Raw genomic sequence first — 18,109 nt, 5'->3', positions numbered from 1 at the left:
GCCCCGCCATCGGCGCTGGAGCTCTATGGGCTGGAGATGCGCTCAGGTGCGGCAAGCGGCCCGACGGCTGTGCAAGGCGCGCCCTCTGGTACGGCGCCCCTGACGGAGGCGCCTCCGGACGCGGGCACGTGCGGGCCAGAGCGCGTGCGGGCCAGAGCGCGTGCGGGCCAGAGCGCGTAGGCCGGAGCGCGTGCTCGCGAGAGCGCGTGCGGACGGAAACGTGTGCGGGCCGGAGCGCGGAGCGATGAGTGCTCTCCGCCGTTCCCGAGGGCGCGGAAGTCCTGGCCCCCTGTGGGGTTAGTCGAGCCAGGCGAAGGACTTTGTTACTGCCTTCTTCCAGCCGGCGTAGCCTTCCTCGCGTTGTTCTTCGGTCCACGTCGGTTCCCAGCGGCGGTCTTCTGCCCAGTGGGTGCGGAGTTCGGTGGTGTCTCTCCAGTAGCCGACGGCGAGGCCGGCCGCGTATGCGGCGCCCAGGGCCGTGGTCTCCGAGACGGTGGGGCGGCTGACGGGGACGCCGAGGATGTCGGACTGGAGTTGCATGCACAGGTCGTTCGAGGTGACGCCGCCGTCCACACGCAGGACGTCCAGGACGACCCCCGAGTCGCGCTGCATGGCCTCCACCACGTCCCGGCTCTGGTAGCAGATGGCCTCCAGGGTCGCGCGGGCGATGTGGGCGTCGGTGTTGTAGCGGGACAGGCCGACGATGGCGCCACGGGCGTCGGCCCGCCAGTACGGCGCGAACAGCCCGGAGAAGGCGGGCACGAAGTAGACGCCCCCGTTGTCGGGCACCTGCCGCGCCAGCGTCTCGCTCTGCGGGGCGGAGGTGATGATGTGGAGCTGGTCGCGCAGCCATTGGACGGCGGAGCCCGTGACGGCGATGGAGCCCTCCAGTGCGTAGACGGCCGGCTGGTCGCCGAACTTGTAGGCGACGGTGGTGAGCAGGCCGCTCTCGGAGCGTACGCGGGAGGTGCCGGTGTTGAGCAGCAGGAAGTTGCCGGTGCCGTAGGTGTTCTTGGCCTCGCCGGGCGAGAAGCAGACCTGGCCGACGGTGGCCGCCTGCTGGTCGCCGAGGATGGCGGTGATGGGCACCTCGCCGCCGACCGGGCCGTACCCGAGCGTGACGCCGTAGTGGGAGGGGTCGGCGGAGGGGCGGATCTCGGGGAGCATGGCGCGCGGGATGCCGAAGAAGGACAGCAGCTCGTCGTCCCAGTCGAGGGTGTCGAGGTCCATGAGCATCGTGCGGCTGGCATTGGTGACGTCGGTGATGTGCACGCCGCCGTTGACGCCGCCGGTGAGGTTCCACAGGGTCCAGGTGTCGGTGTTGCCGAAGACGGCCTCGCCGCGGTCGACGGCCTCGCGGACGCCGTCCACGTTCTCGAGGATCCATTGGATCTTGCCGCCGGAGAAGTACGCCTCGGGCCGCAGCCCCGTCTTGTCGCGGATGACCTGGCCGCGGCCGTCGCGTTCGAGTTCGGCGGCGATGCGGTCGGTGCGGGTGTCCTGCCAGACGATGGCGTTGTAGTAGGGGCGGCCGGTGCGCGGGTTCCACACGATGGTGGTCTCGCGCTGGTTGGTGACGCCGAGGGCGGCGAGGTCGCTGTGATGCAGGCGGGTGCGCTGGAGGGTGGTCTGGATGACGGCGGCGGTACGCGTCCAGATCTCGATCGGGTTGTGCTCGACCCAGCCGGCTCTGGGCAGGATCTGCTCGTGTTCGAGCTGGTATTTGGCGTATTCAGCGCCGTCGTGATCGAAGATCATGAAGCGGGTGCTGGTGGTGCCCTGGTCCACCGCGCCGACGAAATCAGGCATGGCTCACTCTCAATCTGACGGCTTCACGGTGTCGCGGTCCTCGCCCTGCGGCAGGAAGCGGGCGATGCACAGCTGGTAGAGGGCGGCTCCGAGCGCCGCGCCGACCAGCGGGCCGACGATGGGGACCCACCAGTACGGGTCGCCGTACTGATCTCGCCAGGCCCCGTCGTACCCGGTGAGCCAGCTGGCCAGGCGGGGGCCGAAGTCGCGGGCCGGGTTGATGGCGTAGCCGGCGTCGGTGCCGAACGACATGCCGATCCCGACGATGAGCAGGCCGATGATGAACGGCCCCAGGTTCGCCCCCGGCGCCATGTTGAGGACGTCGGAGAGCGCGAAGAGGACGAACAGCAGGATCGCGGTGCCGATGATCTGGTCGCGCAGCCCGCCCCACATGGAGACCGGCAGGGTGCCGTTGCCGGGGAGGGTGGAGAAGACGATCTGGGTCTTGATGGTGTGGCCGGGGTCGGCCATGGCCAGGACCTCGGTGTAGTTCCAGCGCACGATGAGCGCGGCGACGAACGCGCCGAGGGTCTGCGCCAGCGCGTACGGGAGCACCTTCGGCCACGGGAACCCCCGGAACAGCGCGAACCCCAGGGTCACGGCCGGGTTGATGTGGGCTCCCGTCGTGCGGCCCGCGACGTACACGCCGAGCGTCACGCCGATGCCCCACGCCCACGCGATGCTGTCGTGGTCGCCCAGCTCGGCGGCGATGACCTGCGCGACGACGCCGCAGCCGAACAGGATGAGCACCATCGTGCCGAGGAACTCCGCGATGAGCTCCCCCGTCAGCTTCCGCTGGGTGAGCAGATGCGCCACCGATCCACCTCCTTGCCGTGCTTGTCTGCTTTCCCGATCAACGGGCGCCGCATACGGCATGTGGTGGATAGGTTGCGCAAAGTGCTGGAGGGCGGACCTCTCAGAGAGCGCGGGTGAAGGTGACCAGGCTGGTGCCGGGGCCGTTGTAGCCGGGCACCGGGTCGCCGGCCGTGAAGCCCATCCGCTGGTGGAACGCGATCGACGTCGCGTTGGCGGGGGACGTCACCGCGCGGACGACGTGGCGGCCGTGCTCGCGGGCGAGGGCGAAGAAGCGCTCGTAGAGGGTGCGGGCGAGGCCGCCGCGCCTGGCCGCCGGGTGCACGCCGGCGAAGTGGATGTACGCCTCGCCGGGCAGGGACGGCGACGGGAAGCCGATCAGGAAGCCGGCCAGGTCACCGGAGCTCTCGGCGACGAGGCTGGTGGCGTGGAAGTGGTCGAGGAAGAGCCGCGGGAGCGCGGCGCGGATCGGCCGGCCCCACCAGTCGTCGGCCACGGCGGCGATGGCGTCGTAGTCGGCCGGTGCGGCGGGGCGGAGGTCGTAAGGGGGCACCTGGTCAGTCCCAGTGCGGGGGGCGGTTCTCCAGGTAGAAGGCATCGTCGTCGGTGTCGCGCCACTCGCCCCAGCCGAGGTCGGTGTCGTCGGAGGTCTGGTCGGGTAGGAATTCCTTCACGTCGTACATGCTACCGAGGCGTACAAACCTGTCCCCGGTGTGTCCGCTGGATCAAGGACAGTTCGCAAGGTCAGCGGTACGATGCGTAGGCAGGTGTCGCCGATCCCCCCGTGAGGCTGCTCATGGCCACCCCGACAGGCTGGCGGCGAGAAGGCAATCTACCGGCGGAGCTGACCAGCTTCATCGGCAGGACACGTCTCCTCGCCAACCTCAAACGACACCTCAACGAGTCACGCCTGGTGACCGTGACCGGCATCGGTGGTGTCGGCAAGTCGCGCACGGTGCTGCGCCTGGCCCATCAGGTGCGCGCCCACTACCCCGACGGCGTGTGGTTCGCCGATCTCGCCCGGCTGCAGGACGCGGGCATGGTCAAGCACACGATCGCCTCGGCGCTCGGCATCGCCGACCAGTCGTCGCGCACCGAGTCGGAGTCGCTGTCGGAGTGGGTCGGCGAGCGCGACATGCTGCTCATCATCGACACCTGCGAGCACCTCGTGCAGGGCTGCGCCGAGCTGGTGCACGAGCTGCTGGAGGCGGCGCCCAACCTCAAGGTGCTGGCCACCAGCCGCCAGTCGCTGCACCTGCCTTACGAGCACGTCGTGCCGGTGCCGCCGCTGCAGGTGCCGGGCGACGACCCGGCCGAGAGCCTGTTCACCAACGAGTCGGTGCAGCTGTTCTCGGCCCGCGCGAGCGCCAGCGTGCCCGACTTCGTGCTCGACGAGGACAACATCGGCCCGGTGGCCGAGCTGTGCCGCAGGCTCGACGGCATCCCGCTGGCGATCGAGCTGGCCGCGGTGCGGCTGCGCGCGCTGTCGGTCGAGCAGATCCTGGGCCTGCTGGCCGACCGGTTCAGCCTGCTGGCGGGCGCGAGCCGCACGGCGCTGCCCCGGCACCAGACGCTGCGCGCGGCGATCGGCTGGAGTCACGAGCTGTGCGAGCCGGCCGAGCGGCTGCTGTGGGCGCGGCTGTCGGTGTTCGCCGGTGACTTCGAGCTCGACGCGGCGAGGTTCGTCTGCTCCGACGGGCGGCTGCCGTCAGAAGACATCACCGACCTGGTGACGGGCCTGGTGGAGAAGTCGATCCTGCTGATCAGGAGCAACCACGCGGGCGTGCGCTACAAGCTGATCGACACGCTGGCCGAATACGGCGAGGAGTGGCTGGAGAAGCTGGGCCAGACCGAGCAGCTGCGCCAGCGCCACCTGGAGTACTACCTGAGCCTCGCGCAGCGCAGCGAGGACGCCTGGTCGGGGCCGCGGCAGATCTACTGGTTCGTCCGCATGCGGCAGGAGCACGACAACGTCCGCCTCGCGCTGGAGCACTCGCTGTCCACGCCGGGCAAGGAGCCGCTCGCGCTCACCCTGCTGTCGTCGCTGTGGTTCATGTGGGTGTGCTGCGGCTTCGCCCGCGAGGGCCGCCTCTACCTGGAGCGCGCGCTGGAGGCCAACCCCACGGTGAGCAAGGAGCGCTGCAAGGCGCTGTGGGTGCTCTCCTACACCAAGAGCGCCCAGGGCGACAGCGCGGGCGCGCTGGCGGCGGCCGAGACGTGCAGCACCGAGGCCGTCCGCGTCGGCGACTCGCGCGCGGTGATCCTGGCCTCGAAGATGCAGGGCACGGCCGCGCTGCTCCAGGGCGACCTGCAGAAGGCCAGCGCGCTGCTCGGCGTGGCGATCGAGTTCAACACCGACAACAAGGAGCTCAACCCCGGTCTGCTGCCCGCGATCGTGGAGCTGTCGATCGTGCTGACCACGCAGGGCGAGCTCTACGAGGCCGAGTCGCTGCTGCAGGACTGCCTGCAGGTGTGCAAGGAGCGCGGCGAGCTGTGGGTCGGCTCCCACGCGCAGTGGGCGCTGGCCAGCACCAGGCTGGCGGCGGGGCGCACCGAGGACGCGTTGCAGAACGCGCGGGAGTCGCTGCGGATCAAGCGGCACTTCCACGACACGATGGGCACCCTGACGGCGCTGGAGACGACGGCCCGGATCCTCGTCATGCTCGGCCGGCCGCTGACGGCCGCCCGCCTGCTCGGGGCGTTGCAGCAGAGCTGGAAGACGGCGGGGCTGCCGCAGCTCGGCGCGCCGTGGATGACCGGCGACCACAACGGGTGCGTGCGGGAGTGCCAGCGCCAGCTCGGCGAGCTGGCTTACAAGGACGCCTTCGAGGAGGGTGCCAGGCTCGACCTCGACGAGGCGTCCGCGCTCGCGCTCGACGACACGGACGCCCCTGACGAAGGCTGATGCGGGACCGTCAGACGGCCTTCGGCCACTGGGTGCCGTCAGGCCAGGCGTGCACATACCGCGCACTGCCGAGGGAGAATGCGATGTGGCCGCGAACCCAGTGTTCGAGGCCGCGGACGTACTTGCGCACCGGGAGCGGCGCCCACTGTTCGAGCACGGCGCGCCGGGCGACGAACGCCGCGATCGCGTCGTTGTGCATCTGCGCGACCTCGCGCAGCGCGTCCTGCAAGGTGAGGGACTTGTGCGTGGCCAGCACCGTCACGAGATTGTGCCGGGCCTTGTCGTTGCCGCGTTCCTTGGCGTACGACAGCAGGTCGTTGTCCCAGCCGATGAGGTCGCACGCCAGGTCGGAGAGCATGCGCACGTCGGGGTGGTGCCATTCCTCGGCTTCGAGCCGGTAGCCGCCCCCGACGTCGATCAGCGCGAAGCAGGTGTAGGTGGCCCCCGTGATGCGGCGCATCAGGACGTAGTCCTCGGGGGTGGGGATGAGGTCGACCTCCCGGTTGGCGGCCTCCCAGATCTGGGCGAACAGGTATTCCTTCACCGTGATGCGCCACCGGTCCACCTGGGCGGGGGTGGCGTACTCGGAGATCCGCTGCTGGAGCTCCTGGAGCGCCTGCCCGAAGGGGTCGTCGGCGGTGGGTCGCCGCCGGCCGTCGAGGATCTCGAGGAGCGGCGGCAGGGCGCGGGCGAGTGCGGAGGCCCGGTGCCCCATCAGCTCGCCTTCGCAGAACGCGTCGTCGAAGGCGAACAGCCAGTTGTACCAGTCGTTGATCAGCCGGAGGCTCTCGCGCGGCACGGTGGGGTTGGTCCGTGCCGCGAGCAGGCCGATCTTGGAGCGCCGGAAGTGCTCAATCGTGTCGGCGCCGTTCAGCATGTTGGAGGCGGCCAGCCACAGGTGGCTCTCCGTGTCGACCTCCGAGGCATGGACGTTGACCTCGTTCGGGAACGGACACGGCAGCGGAGGGATGTGGAGCGGTCGCCTACTGAAGGGATGCGCAGATGTAGCCACGCCTTCCAGCATGACTAGAGAGTGTTCGAAAGGCCACACTCGGCAACTTCGCGCCCTTAAATGCTTATTTCATACTATGAAGCGCTTTGCGGGAAGCATTGGATAAACAGGCTAATCGCCAACATTTGCGTAGTCTGCCGGGCGGACGGCAGTCCCGCACCAGGATCCGCTCCGGTGTCCGGCAACGCTCTGACCACGGCGGACTCTTTCATGAGCACCGCACAGGCCGCCCACGGTCATCGGCCCCATGATCGCCGGCAGCCGGGTGTGACAAGCACGCGTACAGACTCGGCGTGACCGTAATAAGCCGCCGGCCTCAGCAAAGTGTCACCTTTGCCATCGATCAGGCCGGCCGGCGTCCCGGCCTCGGCGTACGCCCGCAGCGCCGCCGCCTCCCCGGCCCTGGCCAGGTCGAACGGCTCGGCCGCGGGCCCTTCGGGCTTCGGGTCCGCGTCCATGTACGCATTCTTCCCTCGATAGGGTGCCCTGCACGGAATCGTTCCGACGCGCCGTAGGTTCTGGTGAAGAGTACCTAGGGAAAGGCTGTCCAACCGTGTTCGACCCGAAGGATCTCTACGAGCTCGCAGACGACGCGCCCGAGCTGCCCGATCCGGTGTTGCTGTACCACTTCGACGGTTTCGTCGACGCGGGCGGTGCCGGACGTCTCGCGCTGGGCCACCTGCTGGCCGAGCTGGAGCACCGGGTCGTGGCGACGTTCGACGTGGACCGGCTGCTCGACTACCGGTCGCGGCGTCCGATCATGACGTTCGACACCGACCGGTGGGTGGATTGGGAGAGTCCCGAGCTGGCCGTGCACGTCGCCAAGGACGCGACGGGCACGCAGTTCCTGGTGATGAGCGGGCCCGAGCCCGACCGGGAGTGGGAGCTGTTCGCCAAGGCCGTGGCCGAGCTGGTCGAACGGCTGAAGGTGAGCAAGCTGGTGACCCTGCACGGCATCCCCATGGCCGTGCCGCACACCCGGCCGCTCGGCGTCACCGCGCACGCCAGCCGGCCCGAGCTGATCTCCACGCAGACCAGCGTGTTCGGCCGGGTTCAGGTGCCCGGCAGCGTGGCGGCCCTGCTGGAGCTGCGGCTGGGCGCCAAGGGTCACGACGCCGTGGGCTACGCGGTGCACGTGCCCCACTACCTGTCGCAGGCCGAATACCCGACCGCCGCCGTGGCGGCCCTGGAGGCGGTGACGCGCGGCACGGGGCTGGTCTTCCCGATGGAGTCGCTGCACGACGCCGCCCGGCGTACGACGACGGAGATCGAGGAGCAGATCAAGGCCTCGACCGAGCTGTCCACCGCGATCACCGGCCTCGAGCAGCAGTACGACGCCTTCGCCGCGGGCGCCGAGCGCGAGAACCTCATGGCCGAGACCACGCCGATGCCCACGGGCGACGAGCTGGCCGCCCAGTTCGAGCGGTTCCTGGCCGAGCGCGACGACGACTAGCGCCGCCTGGAGGGGCGCGCGGACAGCACGGTCGCGAAAGGGGCGGGCGGATAACCTGGGCCGATGAGCGATCAGGCAGACCGGCCGCAACCGCGGCGCGCCTCCCAGCCGTCCGCCGGCACGGACATCCGTGTCGGCCTCGTCGGCTACGGCACCGCGGGGGCCCACTTCCACGCCCCGCTGATCCACGCCACCCCCGGCCTGTCCCTGGCCGCCGTCGTGACCAGGAATCCCGATCGCCGGGCCGAGGTCGCCGCCACGTACGGCGCGGCCGCGGTGGACGACGTGCAGGACCTGTGGGGCCGCTGCGACCTCGTCGTGGTCGCCTCGCCCAACCGCACCCACGTCGCCACGGCCGCGGCGGCGCTCACCGAGGGCCTGCCCGTGGTCGTGGACAAGCCGCTGGCCAGGACCGCCGAGGAGGGGCGCGGGCTGGTCCGCCTGGCCGAGGAGCGTGGTCTCCTGCTGACCGTGTTCCAGAACCGGCGCTGGGACGGCGACTTCCGCACCGTGCGCCGCCTGGCCGGCGAAGGGCTGCTGGGCCGGGTGCTGCGCTTCGAGTCGCGCTTCGAGCGCTGGCGTCCCGTGCCCAAGGGCGGCTGGCGCGAGAGCGGCGGGCCGGATGAGGTGGGCGGGCTGCTGTACGACCTCGGCAGCCACCTGGTGGACCAGGCGCTGCAGCTCCTCGGCCCCGTACGCGCGGTCTACTGCGAGAGCGACGTGCGGCGCGAGGGCGTGGCGGCCGACGACGACACGTTCATCGCGCTGACCCACGCGAGCGGGGCCAGGTCGCATCTGTGGGCCAGCTCGATGGCCGCCCGGCTCGGGCCCAGGTTCCGGGTGCTCGGGTCGGCCGCCGGCTTCGTCAAGTACGGCATGGACGTGCAGGAGGAGCGGCTGCGGGCCGGAATGACGCCCGGCGCGCCGGGGTTCGGGGACGACCCGGAGGAGCGCTGGGGCGAGCTGGGCACGGAGGGCGAGCGGCGCGTCGTGCGTACGGAGGCGGGGGCGTACCTGGACTTCTACCGGGAGGTGGCGGCGGCGCTGCGCGGCGGCGGCCCGCCACCGGTGGACCCGGCGAGCGCCGTCGAGGCGCTCGCCGTCATCGAGGCCGCCCGCCTGTCGGCCTCCCAGGGCATCGTCGTCCACCTCGGCTGAAGGCCCAGGGGAGGCCACTGGGGCCGGCTGGAAGCCCAGGCCGCCGTTCAGGCGGGCTGTCCGCGGTACGGTCCGCGCGGGCTGACCGGGCGAGCTGACCGGGCGAGCTGACCGGGCGAGCTGTCCGGGCGAGCTGACCGGCGGGGCCGTCAGTCGCGTAGGCGGGCGCGCAGGGCGGTCGTGTCGGTGTCGGTCCAGCCGTTCGCGGCCAGCCAGCCCATCGGCCCGCCGAACCGGTCGTCGAGCACGCCCAGGAACTGCTCGATGTAGCGCGCCCGCGGCATGTGGTCGTCGGCCGGGCGCGAGTCGAGGTCGTCGCGGTAGGTGTCGCTGCCGCGCAGCCGCTTGAGAATCAGCTCGAGCCGCTCCCCCGTGGCGACGTAGTCCTCGACGATGGCCTGCCTGGTGGCGCCGGCGACCTCCAGGGCCAGCGCCGCCAGCACGCCGGTGCGGTCCTTGCCCGCCGCGCAGTGCACCAGCGCCGCGCCGTCGTCCAGCGCCATCGCCCGCAGCGCCGCCACCACGCCGTCGGGCCGGTCGCGCAGGTAGCCGAAGTAGAACCCGGTGACCCGCAGCTCCTCGTCGAGCACCCGGTCCGCCCACGGCAGCACCCGCTCGCCGTCGATGCCCTCGGGCGCGACGTCGGCCTCGACGTCGGTGTGCCGGCCGCCCTCGGCGAACAACGTCAGGTGGTGGTGGCGCACCTCGGGCACCCGGGTCAGCGGACCTGGCCCCTCCAGCGTCACCTCGGCCGTCGAGCGCAGATCCACGACGTGCCGCAGGTTGAGCTCGCCGACCAGCAGCGCCACGTCGGCGGGCGTCAGCCCCTGCAGGTTGTCGGCGCGGTAGAGCCGGCCGCGACGGGTGCGGCCGCCGTCACGAGTGGGCAATCCGCCCAGGTCACGCGCGTTGACCGCGCCTTCAAGGTCGATCCACCTCGTCATCTCGCTCATTATTACGACCCTATATGTCCGGCAGAACGCAGCGAATTCGAGGTTCATAACGCAGCATGAACGTATGGATCCACGAGCTCTGCCTCCACGGCTGGTGATCGATCCATCGCTGCCCCCGGAGATCTCGGTCGAGTTGCGGTCGAGCCCGCACATCCTCCGCCAGGCTCGATCGGGCGCGCGAATGGACACCACGCGAAACCCCGCCACCCTGTTCGTCCTGCCGGCCTTCCTGTTGCTGCTGTTCATGCTGACCAGCAGCACGCCCCTGTTCGTCATGGGCACGGGAGTCGGCATGATCGTCGTGATCAGGTGGTTGGCGACGGACGGCACCTACCGCTCGACCAAGCGAAGACTGGGGCTCGCGCGGGCGCACGCCGAGCACTACATCCTTCCCGAGGACCTCGACCACCCCTGCCAGATGCTGCTGCGCAGGGCGCAGAACGCCGTGGAGGCCATTCTCCACTCCAACGTGCACAAGGCCGGGCTCATCGACAGCGTCGAGAACCAGGTGTCGCTGCCCGAGGAGGTCTGGCAGATCGCCCAGCGGCTGCGCCGGCTGTCGTCGATGCACGCCGAGCACGGCAAGCTGGTGCCGCGCGAGCTGCCGCCGGACATGGAGGCGGCGTTCGAGCCGTACACGAGCGCGCTGGACGCCGCCTGGACGTCGCTGACGCACCGCGTACGGCATCTGGAGAAGTACGCCAAGCAGGTGCTGAAGGCCGACAAGGTCTACCACGCCCACCTGCGGCTGGAGAAGCTGGCCGCCAAGACGCCGGAATACCAGCAGCTGCTGGCCGAGACCGTACGCGACGAGCTGGCCCACGGCCGCATCAACGAGCTGTCGGACCAGGCGGCCCATGTGCGCAAGCTGTTCGAGGAGAGCATCCTGCAGGCCAGGCAGACGGCGGGCGAGCTGCTCCGCTCGCCGCTCACCTAGGCGGGGCACAGACGAACGCGGCACAGACGAACGGGGCACGGCTTCGGCCGTGCCCCGTCGTCATGTCAGCCGATCACGGTGCAGCTGGCCGTGGCCTTCTTGGCCGGGTCGCTCTCGGACGTGGCCGTGAGCTTGATCTTGCCGACGTGGCCGCCGCCGGTGCGTACGGCGTCCACGCTGACGAGCTCCTGCTTGCCGAACTCGACGGAGGCCAGCGCGTTGGGCAGCCGGACGTCCCAGCCCTTGCCCTGGACCTCGGCCTTGAGCCGGTAGATGTCGGCGTTGAGGTAGGCGCTGACGTCCTCGGGGTGCTGCCCCCTGGCCGCGGCCTTCTTGCCGGTGTTGAACAGCGGGAACTTGCAGGTGGAGACGTTCTTGCCGGACGGCAGCCCCACCGAGGGCAGCAGCTTGACGCCGCGCCGCTGCGGGCCCGCGCCGTCGAGCGAGCGGATCGCGACCGTGTACGACAGCTGGCCCTTCTTGTCCCGGTGCAGGTCGGTGACGTAGAAGCGCAGGCGGTTGGCCTCGTCGACGTACTCGTACTCGCTGCCGGAGTCGGTGCCGGCGTGGAAGAGGGCGTCGGACAGCTGGCGGTAGTCGCCGATGGTGATCGGCACCTTCGTGCCGTCGGGCAGCACGTAGTCGGTCATGCCGATGTCCTGCGGGTTGGCGTCGATCACCCACTCGAACGGGGACCTGTCCTCGTTCTTGGTCTTGGCGAGCAGCACGCCGGAGTCGGGCGTGAACGAGTCGGCCCCCATCCGGTCGACGACCTCGACGGTGTAGTTGTCGTAACCACCGCCGTCGCACAGCGGGTCGCCGCTGTCACAGGTGCTGCGGTCCTGGTCCATCGCGATGTTGACGCCGGAGAGCCCGTTCTTGCCCGGCTGCACCACGCGGGCCGTCACCTTGGCGGTCACCAGGCCTGACTCGGCGAGCGCCTCGCGGCTGAGCCGCAGCACGTTCGCCTCGTCCACCATGTTCAGCTTGATCTTGTTGCGGAGCATGTGCTGGGCGCCCATCGAGCCGCCCGCGGTGGGCGGGACGAGCCAGCGCGAGTGCGGGCCGCCGGGGCCGTTGAAGCTGCCGCGGCTCAGCATCTCCCAGATGCCGGTGTACGACCGCCGCGGCGGCACCCCGTACGGGTTGTTGTAGTTGTCGGCGATGCCGAAGATGTGGCTCAGCTCGTGGGCGTAGACGCCCATGCCGGAGCTCTCCGCCTGCACCGAGTCGACGCCGAAGCGGGCGTTGGGCCAGAAGTTGGAGCCGGCCTGCCAGGAGGTCCACTCGACGTAGCGGGTCGGCGACCAGTTGGGCAGCGCCGGGTCGTCCGGGCCCCACTCGTCGGTGACGTCCTCCTTCGTCGGGAACTTCATCATCCCGAACTCCTGCCAGGTGGCCGATTCGTCCTGGCCGGCGCTGAGGTAGAAGACGAAGTCGAACTGGTCCGCCACGTCCTGGCCGACGTCGGCCAGCCAGGCGGCGTTGCCGTCGGCGCGCAGGTTCTTGTTGCAGCTGTCGCCGGAGGGGCACGACTGGCGCTGGTACTCCATCGCGTACTCGTGGTCCTTGCCCGGCATCGTGTACGGGCCGAACCCGGTCAGCTCCACGCCGATGCGGCCACCGGAGTCCTCCATCCAGTACTCATGGATGGTGTGCCCCTTGTTGAGGTCGTTCGGGGTGTTGAGGAAGTCCTGGTAGAACCTGGCGACCTGGTCGCGCGGGATGTCGTGGGCCTCGGCGCTCGGGTTGGCGTACACCGTCGAGTTCTGCGGCTGCGTCACCACGAACGGCTGGTTGGGGTAGTCGAGCAGCACGAGCGCGCCCTTGAAGGTGCGCTGCGACCCCTTGACGGCGGGGTCGTTCCACTTCGTGCCGGGGGGCTTCTTGTAGTCCGCCCACGTCATGTTGTCGGGGTTCACCCAGTTCTGCGGGTCGACGGGCTTGAGGCCGGCGCTGGGAGTCTTGCGCAGGGCCCGCTCATCGGCAGCGGCGTCGAGGGATTCGTCGAGCTGCCAGGGCTGGGTCTGCGGCCAGTGGTTCTGCCGCCACGGGTGCTCGGGGTTCTCGGGGGGTGCTGCGGAAGCAGGGGTCGCCATCAGGGTCACCGGGATCAGCACGATGGCCGCCAGCAAACCCTTCAGCAGCTTCTTCGGGGCGTTCACGGCTTGACCGTATAGACGTTGTTGACGGAGATCACCGAGCAGTTGTAGGGAAGACCTGTACTGACATTTCCGTCATTTGTCGAAAAGGCCACGTAAGGGGGTGTTTGTGGTGGATCTTCAGCGGGCCGTGGACGAGCTCGCCGCCCGCCTCGAACGCCCCCTGCTCCTGGAGGACCGCCACCAGCGCGTGGTCGCCTACAGCGAGCAGAACGGCGCGATGGACGACGTCCGCCGCGACTCGATCCTGCGCCGGCACACCGAGCCCGAGGTGCGGCGATGGCTGCGCGCGGCCGGGATCGCCGAGGCCGCCGGGCCGCTGCGCACGCCTGGCGCGCCGCAGCTCGGGCTGCTGCCGCGGGTCTGCGTCCCCGTACGGCACGCCGACGGCCTGCTCGGCTTCCTGTGGTTCATCGACGCCGAGCCGCCCATGCCCGAGCCGGCCGTCGCCGAGGCCGCCCGCGCGGTGCCTGGGCTCGCCCTCGCGCTGTTCCACGAGAGCCTGGCCAGCGGGCTCGCCTCGCAGCGGGAGCTGGAGGCGGTGACGGGGCTGCTGCTCGGCGAGCGGGACGCGGCCAGGCAGCTCATCGAGGCGGGCGCGTTCCCGCAGGCGCAGCCGGTGACCGTCCAGGTGGCCAGGCCGCGTACGGCCGAGCCCGACGACGCGCTCCGGCTGGCGCTGGAGCAGGGGCTGCTGGCGCTGCGGCGGCGGCTGAGCGGGCACCACCCGCTGCACCTGATGCGCTACGACCACGCGGTGCTGCTCACGGCGGGGCCGCCGGTCCCGGCCGACGAGCTGCACGCGGCCATGCCGGTGCCGGTGGTGGTCGGGGTGGGGCGGCCCAGGGCCGAGCTGGCGCTGGCGGCGGAGTCGTACCGGGAGGCCAGGCACGCGGCCGAGGTGACGGCGCGGGTGCCCGGCCTCGGGCGTACGGCGGAGTGGGCCAGGCTGGGCGTCTACCGGATGCTCACCCAGCTGCCCGACCAGGAGCTGCACCCGGGGCTCGAAGGGCTGCTGGCGGACGCGCAGTACCTGCCACTGCTGGAGACCTTGGAGACGTACCTGGATCTGGCGGGCAGCGCGGTGGCGACCTCGAAGGCGCTGCGGCTGCACAGGACCTCGCTGTACTACCGATTACAGCGGGTGGAGGAGCTGGCCCGCACCGATCTGAAGGACGGCGGCGAGCGGCTGGCGCTGCACCTCAGCCTGAAATTGGCCCGCCTGTCCGGGCGTTACCTGCCGCGCGAGCCGCCCGGCCCGTCCTGACCTCCGCTCTCGACGCGTTCGAGCAGCTCGCGCAGCGACGCGCGCTGCCCGGGCGTGAGCACCGCGAACAACTCCTCGCCCGCTTCCCTGCGCGCCTCGCGGGCCCGCTCGGCCAGCGCGCGCCCCTCGTCGGTGAGCACGACCAGGGTGGAGCGCCGGTTGGCCGGATCGACCTGCCGGCGCACCAGGCCCGCCGCCTCCAGCGCGTCCACGACGGGCGTGAGCGAGCGCGGCACGATGCGCAGCTCGTCGGCCAGCCTGACCATGCGCATGGGCTGCCCTGCGCCGGCCAGAGCCCGCAGCGCCCGCGCCTGGCCCGGATTGAGCCCCAGCGGGACCAGCCGGTGGGCGTAACCGTGCCGCACGCGCTTGCCGACCAGGTAGAAGAGCTCCGCGAGCTCCTTGTCTGCCATGCCGAGAAGTTTAGCCGGAACAAATATGAGCTAACCTCTGTTCGAATGGGCAGCCGAAAGAAGGAGGTTCCACGTTGGCGGAGGAACCGCGCGCGCCGATCGGGCGCATCATCAGGCTGTTCGGCGCCTACCGCGGCCGCCTCACCGTGGTGGCCTCGCTCATCGTGCTGTCCTCGCTGGTGGGGCTGGCCTCGCCGTTCCTGCTGCGCGAGGTGCTCGACGTGGCGATCCCGGCCAGGGACGCCGGGCTGCTCACCCTGCTCGCCCTCGGCATGATCCTCGTGGCGGTCACGACGACCGTGTTCGACGTGCTGCAGACGCTCGTCTCCACCACCGTGGGCCAGCGGGTCATGCACGACCTGCGGGTCTCCGTCTACAGCCACCTCCAGCGCATGTCGCTGGCCTTCTTCACCAGGACCAGGACCGGCGAGGTGCAGTCGCGCATCGCCAACGACATCGGCGGCATGCAGGCCGTCGTCACCTCGACGGCCGCGTCCCTGGTCTCCAACCTGACCACGGTGATCGCCACGGTCGTCGCCATGGCCGCCCTCGACTGGCGGCTGACCCTGGTCTCGCTCGCGCTGCTGCCGGTGTTCGTGTGGATCAGCCGCAAGGTCGGCTCGGAGCGCAAGCGCATCACCTCCGAGCGCCAGCGCAAGCTCGCCGGCATCGCCTCGATGGTGCAGGAGTCGCTGTCGATCAGCGGCATCCTGCTCGGCCGCACGATGGGCCGCTCCGCCGAGCTGACCGAGCGCTTCGGCAAGGCCTCGCACGAGCTGGCCGAGCTGGGCGTGGCCACCAGCATGGCGGGGCGCTGGCGGCAGGCGTCGATCCAGCTCGTGATGGCCGCCATGCCCGCCGCCATCTACTGGGCGGCCGGCCACACCGCGGCGATCTCGGTGGGCACGCTGGTGGCGTTCACGACGTTGCAGACGAGCCTGTTCCGGCCGATGGTCTCGCTGCTGCGGCTCGGCGTCGAGGCACAGACCTCGCTGGCGCTGTTCGGGCGCATCTTCGAGTACCTCGACCTGCCGGTGGACATCAGGCCGGGCACTCGGGAGCTGACGGACGTGCGCGGCGAGGTCCGCTTCGAGCAGGTCGACTTCGCGTACGGCGACACCCCCACGCTCACCGGCGTCGACCTCACCGTGCCCGCGGGCTCGTCGCTGGCCATCGTGGGCGAGACGGGCTCGGGCAAGACCACGCTCAGCTATTTGCTCCCCCGCCTGTACGACGTCACCGCCGGCCGGGTCACCATCGACGGCGTGGACGTGCGGGAGCTGACGTTCGAGACGCTCAGCGACACCGTGGGCGTCGTGTCGCAGGAGACGTACCTTTTCCACGCCTCCATAGCCGACAACCTGCGCTTCGCCCGCCCCTCGGCCACCGACGAGGAGCTGGAGGCGGCGGCGCGGGCGGCCCGCATCCACGACCACATCGCGGCGCTGCCCGACGGCTACGACACCGTGGTGGGCGAGCGCGGCTACCGCTTCTCGGGGGGCGAGAAGCAGCGCCTGGCCATCGCCCGTACGCTGCTGCGCGACCCGCCGGTCCTGGTGCTCGACGAGGCCACCAGCGCGCTGGACACGCAGACGGAGAAGGCCGTGCAGGAGGCGCTGGACACGCTGGCGCGGGGGCGTACGACGATCACCATCGCCCACCGCCTGTCCACCGTGCGCGACGCCGGCCAGATCGTGGTGCTCGACCACGGGCGGGTCGTGGAGCGCGGCACCCACGACGAGCTGATCGCCCGCGGCGGCCACTACGCGGCCCTGGTGAGCCGCGACCAACCCGTGGAACTCGTCTGACCGCGTTCTAAACGTGCTTTGCCTCACATTACAGTCAGACCGGAATCCGCTTCGCGGAAGCGCTTGTTCATCCCCCCGGTGCTTCCCCAAGGCAAGGATTCTTCGTGTCTCTGTCCTCCTCCACGTTCAGGGCCCTGCGTCATCACAATTACCGGCTCTGGGCGGGAGCCGACATCGTCTCCGTGACCGGCACCTGGATGCAGGTGCTGGGGGTGAACTGGCTCATCCTCACCCTGACCGGCTCGGCGACCAGCGTGGGGCTGAGCCTCGTGATGCAGGCGCTGCCGACGCTGCTGCTCGGCATGTGGGGCGGGGCGCTGGCCGACCGGCTGCCCAGCAGGCCCGTCGTGATCGCCGCGCAGCTCGCGCAGGCGGGTCTCGCCGCCGTGCTCGCGGTGATCGCGCTGAGCGAGGTGACGTCCGTGCTGCCCATCTACGGCGTGGCGCTGGCGGGCGGCGTGGTGAACGCGCTCGGCGGGCCCGCGCTCGGGCGCTTCGGCGCCGAGGTGGTGCCGCCCGATGACCTGCCGAACGCGATGGCGCTCGGCTCGATCCTCAACTCCGCCGGTCGCATCCTGGGCATGAGCCTGGCGGGCGCGCTGCTGCCGTTCACCGGCAACGGCGGCCTGTTCGTGGTCAACGCCGCCAGCTTCTTCGTGGTGATCGCGGCCGTGCTGGGCATGCGGCGCCGCGAGTTCCACCGGCTGGCCGCCGCCGACCGGCAGCCCGGCGCCGTGCTCGACGGCCTGCGGTACGTGCTGCGCACGCCCTGGCTGCTCGTGGTGCTCGCGCTCTGGTTCGTCTCGGGCAGCGTCGGGCGCAACTACCAGGTCACCATGGCCGCCATGAGCGCGGGACCGCTGGAGTCGGGCGCGGGCGGCTACGGGCTGCTGTCCACGGTCTTCGCCGTCGGCACGGTGCTGGGCGGCTTCCTCGCCGCCGCGCGGACCCGGCTGACGCTGCGGCTGCTGCTCATCATGGCGTTCCTGACCGGGCTGGTGCAGGCGCTGAGCGGGCTGATGCCGTCGCTGTGGTCGTTCGCGGCCCTGATGGTGCCGATCGCGGCGGGCGCGGTGGCGCTGGACACCACCGTCTCCGCCCGCGCCCAGCTCGACAGCCCCGACGCGATGCGCGGGCGGGTCATCGCGGCGCTGTCCATCGTCAGCGCCGCCGCGGGCGCGGCCGGCGGGCCGCTGCTCGGCTGGCTGAGCGACACGCTCGGGCCGCGCGTCGCCCTGGAGGTCGGCGGCGTGGCGTGCCTGTCGGCCGCGCTGCTCACGGCGGTGGGGCTGGCCCGGCTCTCCGGGCGTACGGTCCGGCAGGCCATCCGGCTGCGCCCCCAGCTGGAGAACGCCTGACCACGCGCGCATCCCGGACCAGGAGCGGGCCAAGGAGATCGGCGGGGCGCGTACTCTCGTG

The 18,109-nt window shown here is 70.8% G+C and carries 15 protein-coding genes; 7 read left to right on the top strand and 8 right to left on the bottom strand.

Going from position 1 to position 18,109, the window contains the following annotated elements:
- Positions 1-297: 297 nt before the first annotated feature.
- From glpK to AB0K18_RS25255, 3 genes are all read right to left on the bottom strand, one after another.
- Positions 298-1,809, bottom strand: coding sequence for a glycerol kinase GlpK (glpK, locus tag AB0K18_RS25265; RefSeq protein ID WP_364918453.1), 1,512 nt, complete (start codon positions 1,807-1,809; stop codon positions 298-300).
- Between the two features lie 9 nt (positions 1,810-1,818).
- A complete protein-coding gene (locus AB0K18_RS25260) occupies positions 1,819-2,625 on the bottom strand; it encodes an MIP/aquaporin family protein (protein ID WP_355413323.1) in 807 nt (268 codons plus the stop codon).
- Positions 2,626-2,725: 100 nt separating this feature from the next.
- Positions 2,726-3,175 carry a GNAT family N-acetyltransferase gene (locus AB0K18_RS25255; protein ID WP_364918449.1) on the bottom strand — a complete coding sequence of 150 codons (450 nt, stop codon included), beginning with the start codon at positions 3,173-3,175 and terminating at the stop codon, positions 2,726-2,728.
- A 243-nt stretch (positions 3,176-3,418) separates the two neighbouring features.
- Between AB0K18_RS25255 and AB0K18_RS25250 the strand changes: the two genes are divergently transcribed.
- Positions 3,419-5,527 carry an ATPase gene (locus AB0K18_RS25250; RefSeq protein WP_364918446.1) on the top strand — a complete coding sequence of 703 codons (2,109 nt, stop codon included), beginning with the start codon at positions 3,419-3,421 and terminating at the stop codon, positions 5,525-5,527.
- 10 nt (positions 5,528-5,537) lie between these two features.
- Here AB0K18_RS25250 and AB0K18_RS25245 read toward each other — a convergent pair whose 3' ends face one another.
- Together AB0K18_RS25245 and AB0K18_RS25240 are read right to left on the bottom strand one after the other, a co-directional pair.
- A complete protein-coding gene (locus tag AB0K18_RS25245; protein WP_364918444.1) occupies positions 5,538-6,539 on the bottom strand; it encodes a hypothetical protein in 1,002 nt (333 codons plus the stop codon).
- Positions 6,540-6,775: 236 nt separating this feature from the next.
- The gene (locus AB0K18_RS25240) at positions 6,776-6,997 is read right to left on the bottom strand and encodes a hypothetical protein (protein ID WP_364918442.1); all 222 of its coding nucleotides are present in this window, start codon (positions 6,995-6,997) and stop codon (positions 6,776-6,778) included.
- A 95-nt stretch (positions 6,998-7,092) separates the two neighbouring features.
- Here AB0K18_RS25240 and AB0K18_RS25235 point away from each other — a divergent pair, with 95 nt between their 5' ends.
- Positions 7,093-7,992, top strand: a complete 900-nt coding sequence (locus AB0K18_RS25235; protein WP_364918439.1) for a PAC2 family protein — start codon at positions 7,093-7,095, stop codon at positions 7,990-7,992.
- A gap of 63 nt (positions 7,993-8,055) precedes the next feature.
- Positions 8,056-9,150, top strand: coding sequence for a Gfo/Idh/MocA family oxidoreductase (locus tag AB0K18_RS25230; protein WP_364918436.1), 1,095 nt, complete (start codon positions 8,056-8,058; stop codon positions 9,148-9,150).
- A gap of 149 nt (positions 9,151-9,299) precedes the next feature.
- Here the strand turns inward: AB0K18_RS25230 and AB0K18_RS25225 are convergent, their stop codons facing one another.
- Positions 9,300-10,103: a tyrosine-protein phosphatase gene (locus tag AB0K18_RS25225; RefSeq protein WP_364918433.1), complete on the bottom strand. Its 804-nt coding sequence runs from the start codon at positions 10,101-10,103 to the stop codon at positions 9,300-9,302.
- 64 nt (positions 10,104-10,167) lie between these two features.
- Between AB0K18_RS25225 and AB0K18_RS25220 the strand changes: the two genes are divergently transcribed.
- Positions 10,168-11,040: a hypothetical protein gene (locus tag AB0K18_RS25220; protein ID WP_364918431.1), complete on the top strand. Its 873-nt coding sequence runs from the start codon at positions 10,168-10,170 to the stop codon at positions 11,038-11,040.
- 65 nt (positions 11,041-11,105) lie between these two features.
- Here AB0K18_RS25220 and AB0K18_RS25215 read toward each other — a convergent pair whose 3' ends face one another.
- Positions 11,106-13,205: a M6 family metalloprotease domain-containing protein gene (locus AB0K18_RS25215; RefSeq protein ID WP_364918428.1), complete on the bottom strand. Its 2,100-nt coding sequence runs from the start codon at positions 13,203-13,205 to the stop codon at positions 11,106-11,108.
- A gap of 109 nt (positions 13,206-13,314) precedes the next feature.
- On the opposite strand from AB0K18_RS25215, the gene AB0K18_RS25210 reads away from it, so the two are divergent.
- Positions 13,315-14,469, top strand: a complete 1,155-nt coding sequence (locus AB0K18_RS25210) for a helix-turn-helix domain-containing protein (RefSeq protein ID WP_364918425.1) — start codon at positions 13,315-13,317, stop codon at positions 14,467-14,469.
- Here the strand turns inward: AB0K18_RS25210 and AB0K18_RS25205 are convergent.
- Entirely contained in the window at positions 14,436-14,882 is a 447-nt protein-coding gene (locus AB0K18_RS25205; protein ID WP_364918422.1) for a MarR family transcriptional regulator, read from the bottom strand. The genes AB0K18_RS25210 and AB0K18_RS25205 overlap by 34 nt on opposite strands.
- A 74-nt stretch (positions 14,883-14,956) precedes the next feature.
- Between AB0K18_RS25205 and AB0K18_RS25200 the strand changes: the two genes are divergently transcribed.
- A complete protein-coding gene (locus AB0K18_RS25200; RefSeq protein ID WP_364918419.1) occupies positions 14,957-16,690 on the top strand; it encodes an ABC transporter ATP-binding protein in 1,734 nt (577 codons plus the stop codon).
- Between the two features lie 104 nt (positions 16,691-16,794).
- The gene (locus AB0K18_RS25195; protein WP_364918416.1) at positions 16,795-18,048 is read left to right on the top strand and encodes an MFS transporter; all 1,254 of its coding nucleotides are present in this window, start codon (positions 16,795-16,797) and stop codon (positions 18,046-18,048) included.
- Positions 18,049-18,109 lie beyond the last annotated feature (61 nt).

This window comes from Nonomuraea sp. NPDC049421, assembly GCF_040677005.1.
Taxonomy (GTDB): domain Bacteria; phylum Actinomycetota; class Actinomycetes; order Streptosporangiales; family Streptosporangiaceae; genus Nonomuraea; species Nonomuraea salmonea.
Note: the sequence above shows the minus strand (reverse complement) of the source record. Positions and strands in the feature narration are given on the sequence as shown.

Coding starts and splice junctions, on each gene's coding strand:
- glpK (WP_364918453.1), bottom strand. CDS start 1,809: ATGCCTGATTTCGTCGGCGCGGTGGACCAGGGCACCACCAGCACCCGC.
- AB0K18_RS25250 (WP_364918446.1), top strand. CDS start 3,419: ATGGCCACCCCGACAGGCTGGCGGCGAGAAGGCAATCTACCGGCGGAG.
- AB0K18_RS25240 (WP_364918442.1), bottom strand. CDS start 6,997: ATGGACGCGGACCCGAAGCCCGAAGGGCCCGCGGCCGAGCCGTTCGAC.
- AB0K18_RS25230 (WP_364918436.1), top strand. CDS start 8,056: ATGAGCGATCAGGCAGACCGGCCGCAACCGCGGCGCGCCTCCCAGCCG.
- AB0K18_RS25225 (WP_364918433.1), bottom strand. CDS start 10,103: ATGAGCGAGATGACGAGGTGGATCGACCTTGAAGGCGCGGTCAACGCG.
- AB0K18_RS25220 (WP_364918431.1), top strand. CDS start 10,168: ATGGATCCACGAGCTCTGCCTCCACGGCTGGTGATCGATCCATCGCTG.
- AB0K18_RS25205 (WP_364918422.1), bottom strand. CDS start 14,882: ATGGCAGACAAGGAGCTCGCGGAGCTCTTCTACCTGGTCGGCAAGCGC.